Origin of the sequence: Microbacterium daqui, from assembly GCF_050408675.1 — a bacterium.
GTDB lineage: Bacteria > Actinomycetota > Actinomycetes > Actinomycetales > Microbacteriaceae > Microbacterium.
Window position 1 is genome coordinate 83,594 of the sequence record NZ_JBNTKF010000003.1, and the last position, 14,666, is coordinate 98,259.

At 60.9% G+C, this 14,666-nt stretch carries 13 protein-coding genes; 2 read left to right on the forward strand and 11 right to left on the reverse strand.

The genetic code is table 11. The features are described 5' to 3' along the window. Nucleotides 1–10 precede the first annotated feature (10 nt). The 3 genes from ACQUSY_RS02895 to ACQUSY_RS02905 form a co-directional block, all read right to left on the reverse strand. A complete protein-coding gene (locus ACQUSY_RS02895) occupies nt 11–772 on the reverse strand; it encodes an MBL fold metallo-hydrolase (RefSeq protein WP_428903012.1) in 762 nt (253 codons plus the stop codon). Nucleotides 773–846: 74 nt separating this feature from the next. Continuing rightward, entirely contained in the window at nt 847–1,512 is a 666-nt protein-coding gene (locus tag ACQUSY_RS02900) for a GntR family transcriptional regulator (protein WP_428903013.1), read from the reverse strand. Nucleotides 1,513–1,637: 125 nt separating this feature from the next. Further along, a complete protein-coding gene (locus ACQUSY_RS02905) occupies nt 1,638–1,994 on the reverse strand; it encodes a zinc ribbon domain-containing protein YjdM (protein WP_217338762.1) in 357 nt (118 codons plus the stop codon). A gap of 76 nt (nt 1,995–2,070) precedes the next feature. Between ACQUSY_RS02905 and ACQUSY_RS02910 the strand changes: the two genes are divergently transcribed. Both ACQUSY_RS02910 and ACQUSY_RS02915 read left to right on the forward strand, forming a co-directional pair. Then, nucleotides 2,071–2,409 carry an ArsR/SmtB family transcription factor gene (locus tag ACQUSY_RS02910; protein ID WP_428903014.1) on the forward strand — a complete coding sequence of 113 codons (339 nt, stop codon included), beginning with the start codon at nt 2,071–2,073 and terminating at the stop codon, nt 2,407–2,409. Next, on the forward strand, nt 2,406–4,043 hold the full coding sequence (locus ACQUSY_RS02915) for a SulP family inorganic anion transporter (RefSeq protein WP_428903015.1): 1,638 nt from the start codon (nt 2,406–2,408) through the stop codon (nt 4,041–4,043). Before ACQUSY_RS02910 ends, ACQUSY_RS02915 begins: the two co-directional genes overlap by 4 nt. 76 nt (nt 4,044–4,119) lie before the next feature. Here the strand turns inward: ACQUSY_RS02915 and ACQUSY_RS02920 are convergent, their stop codons facing one another. The 8 genes from ACQUSY_RS02920 to ACQUSY_RS02955 all read right to left on the reverse strand — a co-directional run bounded on the left by ACQUSY_RS02920 (nt 4,120) and on the right by ACQUSY_RS02955 (nt 14,617). Continuing rightward, the gene (locus ACQUSY_RS02920; RefSeq protein ID WP_428903016.1) at nt 4,120–6,171 is read right to left on the reverse strand and encodes a prolyl oligopeptidase family serine peptidase; all 2,052 of its coding nucleotides are present in this window, start codon (nt 6,169–6,171) and stop codon (nt 4,120–4,122) included. 79 nt (nt 6,172–6,250) lie between these two features. After that, nucleotides 6,251–7,888 (reverse strand): dipeptide ABC transporter ATP-binding protein, encoded by a 1,638-nt coding sequence (locus ACQUSY_RS02925; RefSeq protein ID WP_428903017.1) that lies wholly within the window; start codon nt 7,886–7,888, stop codon nt 6,251–6,253. Continuing rightward, nucleotides 7,881–8,381, reverse strand: a complete 501-nt coding sequence (locus tag ACQUSY_RS02930; RefSeq protein WP_428903018.1) for a GbsR/MarR family transcriptional regulator — start codon at nt 8,379–8,381, stop codon at nt 7,881–7,883. Before ACQUSY_RS02930 ends, ACQUSY_RS02925 begins: the two co-directional genes overlap by 8 nt. Nucleotides 8,382–8,393: 12 nt before the next feature. Next, a complete protein-coding gene (locus ACQUSY_RS02935) occupies nt 8,394–9,797 on the reverse strand; it encodes a serine hydrolase domain-containing protein (protein WP_428903019.1) in 1,404 nt (467 codons plus the stop codon). A 15-nt stretch (nt 9,798–9,812) separates the two neighbouring features. Continuing rightward, complete coding sequence (locus tag ACQUSY_RS02940) at nt 9,813–10,703, reverse strand: ABC transporter permease (RefSeq protein ID WP_428903020.1); 891 nt, start codon at nt 10,701–10,703, stop codon at nt 9,813–9,815. Further along, nucleotides 10,696–11,628: an ABC transporter permease gene (locus ACQUSY_RS02945; RefSeq protein ID WP_428903021.1), complete on the reverse strand. Its 933-nt coding sequence runs from the start codon at nt 11,626–11,628 to the stop codon at nt 10,696–10,698. Before ACQUSY_RS02945 ends, ACQUSY_RS02940 begins: the two co-directional genes overlap by 8 nt. After that, a complete protein-coding gene (locus tag ACQUSY_RS02950) occupies nt 11,628–13,010 on the reverse strand; it encodes a M14 family zinc carboxypeptidase (protein ID WP_428903022.1) in 1,383 nt (460 codons plus the stop codon). Before ACQUSY_RS02950 ends, ACQUSY_RS02945 begins: the two co-directional genes overlap by 1 nt. Beyond that, entirely contained in the window at nt 13,010–14,617 is a 1,608-nt protein-coding gene (locus ACQUSY_RS02955) for a peptide ABC transporter substrate-binding protein (RefSeq protein ID WP_428903023.1), read from the reverse strand. Before ACQUSY_RS02955 ends, ACQUSY_RS02950 begins: the two co-directional genes overlap by 1 nt. Nucleotides 14,618–14,666: the final 49 nt, after the last annotated feature.

Genomic DNA, 14,666 nt, shown 5'->3' on the forward strand with positions numbered 1-14,666 from the left:
CAGCACCGGCTCAGCCGATGCTACGGTCGCTTTCGGGGCTCAGCGCGTCAGCAAAGAAGCTAATTTGAGCGCGTTGTTCGCGCAGACGCTGCACTTCACCATCGACGAGGGCGAGACCGACGTCATGGCCAGGCAGCAGCGTCGCGCTCGTGTCAGTCATCAGTGAGCGCAAGCGATCGATCGTGCGAATACTTGCATCTTCATCCATCGTGGAATCGACGTGCGTCGTGGCCAGCTCATGAATGTTCTTTACGGAGTCGCCGGCAAATACGAGGGATTGCGAGGCCCGCTCGGTGAAGAATGCCAAATGATGGGGCGTGTGGCCCGGTGCAGCAACCGTATGGATTCCCGGCAGAATCTCTTGCCCCTCACGCACCCGCTCGACGCGTTCGGTGCGGCGCATGAGCTCCTGCACGTGCAGGTCGGGGATAAACTTGGTTCCTGCGGGCTGCTCGGCTGCCCACGCCAGTTCCTTCTCCCCAACCCAAGTCACGGCGTTCTGGAACATGGTGAAGTTCGCGACGTGATCCCAGTGCATGTGAGTCAGCAAGACATCCGTGATGTCCGCAGCGGTGAGACCGAGCCGTTCGAGCGACTCGTGAATCAGTGGAATGTATGCAGGCTGGCCTGCGTCAATCAGGACGCGACGCGTTCCGTCGTCCAAGAGCCAGAGGCTGCTCCACCCAAAGGCACCGTGGGAGCTGGACTTGCCAGGAAACCCCTCGACGAGCGGGTGCGCGGTGTATGTCCCCGCGGTCTTTCGCACGTGCATCGTCGCACCTCCAATCCAATACTATTCACTATAGTATTGGATACCTAAGCGAATCGTCCACAACTTCCGTCGATTTAGCTACCCAACAGTCGGCCCGTCGCGCCGAGAATGTGCAAGCGCATCGCTTCTGCCGCCGCATCGGCGTCACCGGTCGCGATCGCCTGAAAGATCGCAGCGTGCTCCGGGGCGGCTTGCCTCGCGCCCGTGCGGCCAAACTTGGAGAAGAGGCGGAATCGCTGGATCTGCCCACTCAGCGCCGCATATGCGAGCGCCAAGAATTGGTTGCCCGACTGTTCCGCGATCAGCGTATGAAAGAGGTTGTCCGAGCGCCAGTACATGTCAAAGCCCTCGGTTTCTGAGTCCGCGGCGTCAGCTGAGCGTTCAAACTCGTCCACGCTGTCTTGCAGGGCGGCGAGAAACTCAGGCGTCGCGCGTAACGCGGCGTCATGGGCAAGACGCGGCTCCAGCATGAGACGCGCGTCCTTCAGCTGCTCAACTTCAGCGCGGGTCATCATTGGTGCAACGCGATACCCACGAAGCGCCTCACGCTGCACGAGACCCGTGTACTCCAAACGCGCAAGAGCCTCACGTAGCGGCGTCTGACTGACATCAAGCTCACGGGAAAGTGCGCCGATATTCAGACTTTCGCCCGCCCCACGCTCCCCCGACATGAACTGATGTAGCAGCACGTCGTACATCTGATCGGCGATGGGTTGTCTCGCTGACTTGCGGTCGGTCACTAGCTCTCCCTTGCGCGTCGATGACCTGAATCTGGTTTGAGCCTACCGCGCGCGACCTATGACACCCTGACCAGCGCCCAACGCAACCCACAATGTCGCATTGGCACGTAGCGTCGCCGAGAGTCCTAGGCCTTCTTCACGATGCTTGACTTCAGCAACATCGGCCCGAACCCGTCGACCTTCGCGTCGATGTCGTGGCCGTTGACGGGGTCGATGAGGCGAATGCCGCGCACCTTGGTGCCGGGCTTGATGCCCTGGGGTGAGCCCTTCACCTTGAGGGACGTCGTGATCACGACGGTGTCGCCGTCGGCAAGCACATTGCCAACCGCATCCTTCACGACCCGGGCAGACTCACCCGATGGTTCCGCTTCGCCCTCAGCTGGCGACCACTCGTGGCCGCACATCGGGCACACGAGCAGCGCGCCCATTTCGTAGGCGTGCTCACTGGAGCACTCGGGGCAGAGCGGAAGTGCGTTCGTCATGTTCGCATCGTAACGCGATATGATGGATTTATCACATCGTAAAGCCGTGGCCATGGCGTCGGCGGAGAGGAACCGCATGCTCACCGACCCGACGCGCCCCCTGTACGAAGTGAAGGCCGGGCTTTTCAAGGGCCTCGCGCACCCCATTCGCATCCGCATTCTCGAGGTACTCTCCGCACAGCCCGAGGCCTCGGTCACCGAGCTCCTCGCCGACACTGCGCTTGAAGCCTCCCACCTGTCGCAACACCTCTCCGTGCTGCGCGCGAACCACCTCGTCGTCTCCGAACGCCGCGGCAGCCTCGTGTTCTACCGCCTCGCCTACCCGCAGGTCGCTGACCTCCTCCACGTCGCCCGCAACCTGCTCGGCGAGATGCTCGAAACCACGCACCGTCACCTCTCCGAGCAATCCCGATGACCGCCGAGCAGCGGGGCGTGCGGTCGCTCCTCCCCTCGCTTGACGACTACCGCAGCCTCCCGCGCACGTGGAAGGGCGACATCCTCGCCGGCGTCACCGTCGGCATCGTCGCGCTCCCCCTCGCCCTCGCGTTTGGTGTGAGCAGTGGCGCTGGCGCCGAAAGTGGGCTCGTCACCGCCATCATCGCTGGCATCGTAGCGGCCGTCTTCGGTGGTTCCAACGTCCAAATCTCAGGCCCCACGGGCGCCATGGTGGTGATTCTGGCGCCGACGCTGGCGGTGCACGGAACCACGTCGCTAGCTCTCATCTGTTTGCTGGCGGGAGTCATGGTGGTTGCGGCCGGTGCCCTCCGCCTCGGCCGCACGGTTTCGTACATTCCGTGGCCGGTGATCGAGGGCTTCACGCTTGGCATCGCGATCATCATCTTCTTGCAGCAGGTGCCGACCGCGACCGGCGGGCACGGCGACAGCACCAACGCGGCGGTCGCCGCCGTGCAAGCCGCGCTGTCATCAACGTGGCCGCAGCTCGGCTGGTCGTTGCTACTGGTCGCGCTCGTTGTAGTCGTGATGCTGGTGTCGCTCAAGATTCACCCGCGGTTTCCGGGGTCGCTCCTCGCCATTGTGATCGCGGCCCTCGTCGCCAGCGTGTTCAACCTGCCGGTCGACACGATCGGTGAACTGCCGACCGGGTTGCCGGCACCGACGTTCCCGTCCTTCGACCTCGCGTCAGTGTCGGCCTTGCTCGGGCCGGCCGCGGCCGTCGCCGCACTCGCCGCCATCGAGTCGCTACTGTCGGCGCGCGTCGCGTCGACCATGGCAGACACCGGCCCCTTCGACGCCGACCGCGAACTCGTCGGCCAGGGCCTGGCGTCAATCGCATCCGGACTCTTCGGCGGCATGCCCGCCACCGGCGCGATCGCCCGCACCGCCGTCGCCGTACGCTCTGGTGGGCGCACGCGTGTGACGGCCATCACGCATGCCCTTTTGCTCCTCGCGATCGTGCTCGTTGGTTCCGCTCTCGTCGCGCACATTCCCCTCGCCGCCCTCGCTGGCGTGCTCATGGTGACCGCGGTGCGCATGGTGTCGCTGCGCACGGTGCGGGTCATTCTGCGCACATCGCGCGCCGACGCGATCATTTTCTGTCTCACCGCGATCATCACGGTGAGCGTCGACCTGATCTATGCCGTGCTGATCGGCCTCGTCGTCGCCGGATTCTTCGCACTGCGCCAGCTCGCCCGCACGAGCGGCGTGTTTCGCGAAGAACTGCCGGGCGAACCGCAACCGGGCGATGAGCGCATCGCGATCTTCCGCCTCGAGGGCGCCCTGTTCTTCGGCGCCGCCGAGCGCGCGCTCGAAGAGGTCTCGTCACTGCGAGGTGCCGAGGCTGTCATTCTGCGCATGTCACAACTGCAACTCCTCGACGCGACCGGCGCTCAGGTCGTGACCGAGCTCATCGCCGCCCTCGAACGCCGCGGCATCACGGTGCTCGTCAAGGGCATCCGCGAAGACCACCGCGCGATCGCCGAGCGAGTCGGTGTGATCTCGTCGCTGCGGCACAAGAACCACCTGTTTGATGACCTCGCGTTGGCGACCGCACACGCGCGCTCGCATGTCGCGCGCGGGGCTACGGCGTAGGGGCGGAACCGTAGCGTTGAGCGCACTCGCCAGGCGCGCGCCGGAAGCATCGCGACGTTAAGCCATCGGCGGAGATTCATGTTCTCGCCAGAAACGGAGCCCCAGATCCAGGGCCCCGTCTCGGCGGTGAATTAAGGGCGAGCGACGCTGCCGCGAAGGCTAGCACCGCTGCGCGCTCCTCAATCTTTGCCGTCATTGACCGCCCTGCAGCGTGCCCCGCGTCAGGCTCGACGCGAAGGAACACCCGATCACGGACCGAAGGCACATCCGCGAGCGCGGCAGCCAGCTTATAGGCATGGGGGCCAGGTGGGACGCGGTCGTCTTTATCAGCCGTGACGATCAGCGTCGGCGGATAGTCGACATCGGCACGAACATTGTGGAGCGGCGAGTACGCAGCAAGAAACGCACGATCCTCCGCGACGTCGGGATTTCCAAACTCAAATACCCAACCGTGCCCGACTGTGTATCGATGGAAGTTGAGCATGTCGACGACCGGAACCTCGGGGATTGCTGCCCCAAGCACGTGCGGCGACTGCGTCAACGCGATGGAAACCATCATGCCGCCATTCGACATTCCGTTGATTGCAACCGCTCGCGCACCCGACCAGCCGTTCTCGGTAAACCACTCAGCGCACGCAACGAGATCATCGCCCCCCTTCTGCTTGCCTTCCCGCTTCGCGGCGGCGTGCCACGCTTCGCCAAGGTCACTACCACCCCTTACGCCCGCGTAGGCGAGCACTCCACCGGCCCGCAACCAGGCAACGTGCCAAGCGTCATATCCGGTGGCGAGATATGGAACCGCATAGCCGCCGTACACCGACAGAAAAACTTTGGCATTCCCGTCCGGGATGAAGCCAGGCGCGTGCACGACCTTCATTGGCACACGCGTACCATCAGCACTCGTCGCTTCGACAATGCGGGTGACCCATTCTGACCCGCCGGCGGCAATATCACTGAGCTCGGCCACGGGCGATGAAAACGGCAACTCCACAGTGCGGCGCTCGCCGCCAATTGGTTCGATGTCAACAAGAACAGATGCATCATCACTTCCGGCGCCGAAGTCCATCACTCTGGTTCCCGCGGCGAACGGAACCACGACCTCAGCCGCGGCGTCCGATAACGGCACGAACCGCAGCACGCTTCCGGCCAACGGAAGCTCCAGCAATACCAGCCTTTCACCCACAACTTTGGCGTCGGCGATTGGAGCTGCGTCGTCCGCCGCAAAGATCAACCGAGGCTCCGCGCCAGGCGTCAGCGCCGAGACTGTGCCTGCGGGATTTTCCCGGAACGAGAGGATGAGCGTTTCGTCGTTGTGAACGGCGATGACGGCGTCGGGCCCGGGGCCGGTCACGACCGTCTCCCAGCCCCCTTCCAACGTCGCGGGCTTGCGGTACACGTGTGCGGGCGTCGTGCCATCGCTCTGCTGAATCGTGATCCACTGGCGATCGGCCGACACTGCGGGGAAGCACCAGGAGGCTGAGGTCGGGCGGTAAATCTCCCGGTCATCGGTCTGCGGTTGACCCAGCGTGTGCAACCGCACCGAGGCGTCCTGATTGATGGCGGTCAGTTCTTCACCCGCAGTCGCGTCGCCCCACGACATGTACGCAACACGCGCGTCATCGAGCCAAGCAAACGCGGGCCATTTGATGCCCACGAGTTCATCCGGGGCATCAACACCCGTCTCAGCGTCGCGGAATCGCCCGATCATCCAGTCCGCGCCACCGGTAGAAACCGTCCACGCCACGGTTGAACCGTCCGGCGACGGCGAGAACTCCGCGATCGAGTCTTGTTCAGAACCAATCGTGCTCGAGTCGATCAATACTCGCTCGGTGGTTCCGTCGCTCACCCATAGCGAGAACTGCTGTTCTCCAGCTCGGCGACGCAGTTGAAACTGTCGATGGCCACGGACGACCGGCAACTGGCGCACTTCGACGTTGAGATGAGTCGTGAGGTCTTCGCGGAACGACGAGAGTTGCGGCAGCGTATCAAGGTAGGCGCGAGCTCGGCCGTCTTGATCGTCCACCCATCGCGCAACGATTTCATCATCTGCGTGCAGCCAATCATACTTGGCGGCGTCCGCGACGCGAGCCTCAATTTCAGCCCCGGTCAGTACTGTTCGAGAAGACATACTCAATCTCACTTCTTCGTTGAGGTCAGGAAAGAGGCGTGTGAATCCTGCGGTCTTCACGCGCGAAGCAATCGATTTCTTATGACGCGAGTCGTCGTGCGCGTTGCGCGACGGGATCCGCGATGGGTGCCGCTGACAGAAGCCGTTTCGTGTAGCCCTCCGCTGGAGAGAGCAGGACGCTGCGACGATCACCGATCTCGACAAGTTTGCCGCCCTGCATGACGGCGACTCGATCGGTCAGTTCGTCGATCACCGCGAGATCGTGGCTAATGAACAAGCAGGCAAACTGGTGCTCTTCTTGTAATCGGCGGAACAGGCCCAAAACCGTCGCCTGGACAGAGACATCAAGCGCCGACGTCGGCTCATCAGCGATCAGTAGGTCAGGCCCGAGCGAAAGAGCGCGCGCGATCGCCACTCGTTGGCGCTGCCCACCAGACAATTCATATGGGTACCGGTAGGCCCAGGCTGCTGGCAGCTCCACGTCTTCAAGAAGCTTGCCGACGCGATTCTCCAGCTCTGCACCGCGCAAACCTGCATGAACCGCCAGCGGCTCCGCGACCGACTGCCCAACCGTGTACCGAGGGTTCATCGATCCAAGGGGGTTCTGAAAAACAACACCAATCCGCTTCAAAGTTTCCCGCCGGGCAGCGCCCGAAGCCGCGGCAAGACTAACGCCTTGGACCGAGATTTCTCCACCGGAAACGGGAGCCAACCCCAGCACGCAGCGGCCGATCGTGGACTTACCCGACCCTGACTCACCCACCAACCCGAGCATTTCACCCGGAGCGATGGAAAAGGACACTCCATCAACGGCCCGAACCTTCGCTCGGCGCTTAGAGGCGTACTCGACTACTAGATCCTTCACGTCCAACACCACGCCATCACGAGCCTGTGATTCTCGCTCTGCGCCGTTGATCTTCGGCACTGCGGCCAGAAGCTCCCGAGTATAGGCGGCCGTCGGGCGTGCGAAGAGGTCGATGACAGGAGCTTCTTCGACCATCTTTCCCGAGCGCATGACGACGACGCGGTCGGCGATATCAGCGACGACGCCCATATCGTGGGTGATAAGGATGATGGCGGCCTGTGTTCGGTCGCGTAAGCGACGCATGACGTCCAAAACTTCGGCCTGAACCGTCACATCGAGTGCGGTCGTCGGCTCATCGGCGATGAGCACCTCGGGGTCGCACGCGAGAGCCATCGCGATCATCACGCGCTGGCATTGCCCACCAGAAAGCTGGTGGGGGAAGAAGCCGAGTCGCGATTCTGGATCTGGCAATTCGACCATCTGCAACAACTCGAGCGCTTTGGCTTGTCGCTGCTGACGCGTCATCTCAGGTTTGTGGCGGCGCAAGACTTCCTTCAGCTGGTAGCCGATTGTAAAAACCGGATCCAGTGCGCCGATGGGGTCTTGGAACACCATCGCGATTTGCTTCCCGCGCACCGTGCTCAATTCGCCCTGAGACATCGCGAGCAGGTCACGCCCGCCCAGGAGTGCGGTTCCGCTCACAACAGCGTTGCGCGGCAACAGTCCCATCAACGCGAGTGAACTCACCGACTTACCCGACCCCGATTCACCGACAATCGCGACGATCTCGCCGGCACCAACCGCAAAGCTAAGCGATTCAACAGCCCGAACATCGGGACGTCGGCCCTTGTCGATACAGAACGACACGGCAAGGTTGTCGACCGTCAGTACGGTGGCGTTGGTTTCAGCCATGAGGTTTCTCCGGGTCGTGTGCATCGCGATAGGCATTCCAATCGGCGAGTAGCTTGGTGTGTTGCTGGTCGATCCAATTCAGATAGTTCTGGGCGTGAGTGATGCGCCGGCGCGGGCCAGCAGCATCTCCCGAAAGGACCTCTTCAGCTGTATCCATTACCGCCGTGAGTCGCTGAATATAGCCGCGTTCGGAACGGAGGAAGCCTCCCCAAACGTCTTCCTCCACTGCAAAGTGATGCTGGCGGTCTCCGGGAACGACATGACGATGAATGAAGCCAGCCATGATGAGCTTGCGAGTCGCCATCGATACCGCCCCGGCGCTTGCGTTAAGCATCTGGGAGATCTCGGAACTAGCGAGATAGGGACGATCTACGATCATGAACAGTCCCATGACCCGACCCTCCATCCGGCCGTACGCAATCGTTTCCCAGGCCAGCGCGAATTGTTCTACGAACTGCTGCTGCGCGTCAGTGAGCGTTTGTTGCTCCATCACTGCATCCCCTCGTTACTTGTTCACCCGGGTCATGCGCTCGCGGCGAGCAAGAAAGGCCTCGACGGGCCAGTGAGTGATTCCGTTTGACGTTACCGATACGACACCACCGCTGTCATCACGTTCGAAATGAATGTCCTCACCAGACGCCCCAAAGCTTGTCTGCGAGAACGAACGCAGCGTGTTCTCATCGATGATTTCGAGCTCGTCGATGCCTCCATAGACGTCCGCCAAGGTTGGGTGCAACGACACAAGCCGCCCGTCGAGTTTCACAACATCGAAGCGCCCCCAGAGGGTCGCATACTGGCCTACGAACGACTGCGCGGAAGGTCCGCCGGCGGGGGCAATCTTCTTCTCTGCTCCGGGCATCGCCGCTTCAGCAGCGTCGATGACAGAAAAAACTGCCTGCGCGATTTGTTCTGCCGGCCCGTCGATGGAGTTCGTAAGGACGCTGACCACGAGTTTGTTCTTCGGGTCGATGTAAGTTCGCGTGATGTGTCCGGGGTACCCGCCCGAGTGCCCAACCACGTCGCGATCACGGATCTTCGTCACTTCCATGCCGACGCCGTACGAACCGACCTGCTTGCCGTAGTTTGTCACCGTAGATTCGAGCCGTTGCATGATCCGCTTCGAATCATCGCCAATGAGCCGGTCATCACCCATCCAGTGAGCCGAGCCGTACACAGTGAGATCTGCAGCCGTCGAGTAGAACCCTGTCGCAGCAGACATCGACCGCGTATCGACATGCTCAATAACGAGGCGATCGTTTTCACCTAAGAACAAAGCCGTATGGCCAGCCGCATACTCATCAGCGCGTGACGGATCATATTCTGCTCCCGTGTTCACCAACCCCAGCGGCTCTACGATGTGGTCGCGGCAATAGTCAACGTAGGTCTTGCCCGACGCCGCTTCAATTGCGAGGCCGAGGAGGGAATATCCTACGTTTGAATACTTGAAGAACTGGTTCCGCTCGTAGATTTTGCCTGCTGCGTGAATTTCGGCGACTAACTGCTCCGGACTCGGGAAAGGGCGCTCCAGTTGCCAGAAATCTGCATTCGTTCCATCGCGCTGAATTCCTGACTGGTGCGCCAGAAGCTCACGGATCGTGGCTGACGCGAGCGGCGAGCCTTCGAGTGATGGCACGTATGCGCCGATCGCATCGTCAAGACGCATAGACCCAACTTCTACCAACTGCATGATCGCGGTGCCAGTGAATGTCTTCGAATGCGATGCGATTCGGAAGAGGTGATTGGGGGTCAGCTTCTCCCCAGTGACCGCATTCGCGCAGCCCACGGCGAACGAGGCCAGCAATCCGTCGGCGCTTCGGACGGCCACTTGAGCGCCCGGCAGGCGAGTGTGGCGCACTTGGGCGTCGACGAGTTCCGGCAGGTAGGCGATGGCAGATTCAATGGCAGTCATGGTTCTCCGATCGGCCTAGCGGCCCTTGGGGTCGAGCGTGTCACGCAGGATGTCACCCAGGGTGATCATCGCGAGCACGGTGATTGTGAGGAATAGCGAGGGAAAAAGCAGCATGTGCGGGGCGACTTGGAATCGGTCTTGCGCACTCGCCAGCTGAAGACCCCACGAGATCGACGGAGCGCGCAAGCCCAGCCCGAGAAAAGTCAGGGTTGCCTCGGAGACAATGACGGACCCCACCATGATTGTGGAGACCGCGAGCACCGGCCCGATCGCATTCGGTAGCACGTACTTGGCAAGAATGCGCGGTGTTGTAAGCCCCATGGCCCGGGCGGCATCGACGTAATCTGCTCCACGGATCGACCGAATCGAGCCTCGCACAAGTCGTGCCATAGTCGGCCATGAGAACAATGCGAGCACAAGTGCCACAGAAAGCACCGACCGTTCGGGCAAAGTCGTGAGCACGACCACAGCGCCGAGCAGAAAGGGGAATCCGAGGAAGACGTCCGTGAGTCGCGAGATGAGACGATCTGCCCATCCACCCCAGAATCCAGCAATTGTTCCGAGCACTAGAGCAATCGCGAGGGCGATTGCGGTGCACAATATGCCAACGGTCAGTGATGCTCGTGTACCAAAGATAACGTTCGCGTAGACATCGCAGCCTTGCAGGTCAGTACCAAACGGGTGCTCTCTACTTGGCGGCTGCGCGCTCGTGCGGAGATCGCACGCGCGGGGGTCTCCCGGACCTCCAAACTGGGCAAAGAACTCCGGGAACATCGCGACGGCCGCAAGAACCAACATCACGGCCAAGCAGACCCAGAACATGATGCGACGACGCAACGCACGCCAAACCCCGCGCCGGGGCGAACTGTCGAGGTGCGAACCTAGTGTCGCGGTGACTTCACTCATGACGAATCCTCGGGTCGAGCACGGCCTGCAAAAGGTCGACGATCAGGTTGGTGATTAGGAAGATCATGATGAGCGCAACAGAAACGCCGACGATCGTGGGCCCCTCATGAGCTCGAATCGCTTGAAAAAGCAGTTGCCCGACTCCAGGCAAATTGAAAATCCCCTCGATGACGACCGTTCCTCCAAGCAAGTAGCCGAGGTCGATGGCAAGGTAAGTCAGGACCGGTAAGGCGGAGTTGCGCATCACATGAATGCCGACAACTTCCCGCTTAGGCATGCCCTTCGCCCAAAGTGTCCGCACAAAGTCTGAGTTCATGGTGTCCACGACGGAACCGCGCATCAGTCGCGCGACAGAGGCAAGTCCAAAAACGGCGACGCACAGTGCGGGGAGTATGTACGCCGTAGGCCAGCCGGCGGCAGTTCCGGCAACTGGGAACCATCCCAGTTTGACGCCCAGGACGAGCTGGGCTGAAACCGCTAGCACGAAGACAGGAATACTCGTCGCCAAGATTGTGCCTGCGAGCACCGTCTTGTCGCCAAGGCGCCCCGGGCGTAGACCTGCGTAGAGGCCCAGCGCCACACCAATGACCACCTCGAAGCCCCATGCGGTCAGGGCCAATGCGATAGTGACCGGCCATCGCGACGCCAGGCGATCGCTGACTTCCTGCCCAGAGAAGTTTGTTCCCAAGTCGCCTTGGAAAAGATTGCCGATGTAGTACAAATACTGCTGCCACAGCGGATCGTTCAGGTGATATTGCTCGCGTAGTTGATCCACTACGGCTGGCGGAAGCGGGCGATCACCACCCAAGCTCGCGATCGGATCACCGGGTAGGGCGAACACCATTGCATAGATAACGAAGGTGACCCCGAGGAACACGATCGCAAGTTCGCCGAATCTGCGCGCGACGTGCATGACAGGCTTCATTACTTCGTCCGATCCGTCAAGCAGCGCGCCATCGCGAGTGTTGCTCCATACTGAACGCCGATGAGCTTCTCAACGGGAATGACCGAAAGATTGGGCACAGAACGTGCTTCTTCACACCAGCCTTCGAAAATGTCAGACATCCGTCTCTGGGCACGTCGGGTAGATGCGGTGGCAACCCCGGCGGCGACTTCTGCATCGAGCGCACGCAACACCATGCCGCCATAACGGAGTTTGAAGCAACGGACTACATCTTCGTTACTAAAGGCTTCGGCGCGCGTCGCATAGCGGTCAACTGGCAGCTGGTCCGCCCGGGTGTGCTCATGTTCACCGTTAGTAGACATGAACGGAACGAATGCTTCACTAGCCCGTCGAAACGGCGTACTCAATGTGAGGTCAGCTTCATCGAGCACACTCTGCAGCGTGGCTCCCATGCGAATGAAAGCGTCCGCTTTCTTGCGGAGCACGGATGCATAGGAGATTTCCGTAACCGTGTCGTCGTCTGCGTCCGGATGTTCCCAGTACGGTAATTCGGCAACCATGCTGAGGGTGCCGTACTTCGCAGCGTAGGAGGCTGATGAGTCACCACCAGTAACAACTGTTGTGGGATCGGCACCGAGGGTTTCCGCGAACTCATACTCGTCCGCCATGGAAATCATCTGGTAAACCGCGGGGGATATCTGCTTGATCGCTGGGCTCTCCGGCTCGCCTGTGTCGAGGGGCAACCCAACAGCTTCTGCGACGGCATGCAATGACTCAACCGCACCGTCGAGCTCGCTAGACAAGTAGTAGTAAACGCCACCCAGCTCCGCGTTGTGCAGTGACACCATCAGCTCAGGCTGCACTTCATCGATGACGCGCATGAGTGCCAGTGTCTCCGGCATAACACGGTCAAACCATGCGTCGCGATAGGCAAACGGAAAGGTCCATTCCACCTGCTCGTTCGGTGCAGGGCGGTAAAAGTGACGCGCATAGAACGTTCGGTCCTCTGGCGACGCATACCAAGTCTCATTCAGCCGCGTGCCGTCCGGATCGATGCAAGGAACGATATGCCAGGTGGCATCGAAAGCTTTACGGAGAGATTCGTCAGAAGTGAGCTCCGTTGCGAGATGCTGCAACGTGCGAAATCCGATGGGCTCATTCGGATGCACACCGGCGAAAAGAAGGTACTGATGGGTTCCACTTCCGATGCTGTACATCGGAATCGTTTCGCCAAGCCGAGACGTACCAATTCGTCGTGAACCGATCAGGCTCGGATTCTGCTGTTGTAGCGCGACGAAGCTGGCGAGTAGCTCGTCGACACCCGGAAAATCGGTCGTTGGGGGTACCGCGCGGGTTCGTTCGAGGATGTCCTCGAACGAACCCGCGCCTGCAAACTGCGTCATTACTCTCCGTCGACGAGAACCGTCATGCTGTAGAACGGGTTTCCTGCAGCCGAGGTGCTGAGCGTCTCAACACGATCCGACGTGACGTAGGCGTACGATTCCTGGAACAGCGGCGGAACGGGGAACGTCTCCATCAGCCGATCCTGCACGGCCTTGTATGCGGCGGCCACGTCCTCTTCCGCGACAGCGGCGTCAGCTTCGTTCATAAGGGCTGCTACCTGCGGGTCGTACTCCGCGATGCAGTTGGTGCAACCACCGCCTTCGACGAATAGCGCGCGCAGCGTAGCCTGCTGGCTCGGGTAGAGAGCACCCCAGCGGCTGAAGTAGGGGCCAGGGACCTTCTTGTCCATGCGAGTCTGGTAGAACTCTGCCCAGTCAGAACTAGGAACGGCGACAGCCTCGATGCCCAGCGACTGACGGATGGAGTTTGCGATGGCGATGTAAAACTCGTCGAGTCCGCTCGCACCAGGGAAATAGATCTCCATCGTGCCCTCGAAGCCGCCAGCTTCCGCAAGCAATGCCTTGGCCTTCGCCGGATCGAACTCGCAGTACTCACCGCAGATGCCGACCGGAGTACCAAGCTCGATCTCGGGCGTAAATGCGTTCGCGGGGACGTAGAGACCACCGTAGATCACGTCGTTGATCGCGTCACGGTCGATCGCCATCGAGATGGCCTGACGCACGCGAATATCGGCGTAGCGTTCGTCCCAGGTGGGCATACCGAGGAATGAAATACCGGGAGCGCTAAAAGCGTAGATGTGGTCTTCGGTGAAGTCAGTCGCTGCCTGCGCCATCTTGCCGGCAGGCAGACTCGCGACATCGAGGTTGCCCGCTAGTACATCGTTGTATGCCGTGTTCACATCGGCGTAGGGGACAAAGGTGATCTTGTCAACAGTCGGAGCGTCACCCTTGTAGTCAGCGTAAGCAGTGACTTCGATGGGGTCCATCTCGGAGTATTCGCCGACCATTTCAAAGGGTCCGTTGCCGACGGGGTGTTTGTTATAAGCATCGAAATCCTCAAGCGCCGACTTCGGCATCGGATACATCGCGGTCTGCCCCTGAGACACCTGCATCGGGAACTGACTGTCTGGCCCCATGAGCGTCACGGTGAACGTCAAGTCATCGATGACCCCGAGGCCCGACATCGTTTCCACCGGAGATGCAGACGTCACTTCGTCGAACCCTTGAATGCGCGCAAGTTGACCAGAGTTTTCAAAGGCGTTCGGGCCGTATGCGACGGCGTTCCATGAATCCACATAGTCCTGGGCCGTCACAGGAGTGCCGTCGTGGAAGGTCCAGCCCTCACGCAGCGTGATCGTGTAGGTCGTCGAGTCAGTCGTCTCAATGGACTCAGCAGCAACGTAAGTCAACTCACCTGCGGCATCGACGAATGTCAGCGGGGCCCATACGGCCATGCTGAAGTCGTAGGCCACGGTCTGGCGACCAGGAATGATATTGATGGGGTCGGTGACGCCGACGCTCAGCGCGCCAGTAGCTCCATCCGAAGAGCCAGCGTTGTCGGAGCCACCTCCTCCCCCGGTACACGCCGATAGGGCAAGGACGGAGACGATTGCGACTGCAACGAGACCGAATTTGGTGCGCTTCATGAATACCTCGTCTGTTCAATGGCAAGAAAGCCGTGAGATTGCCGCGACG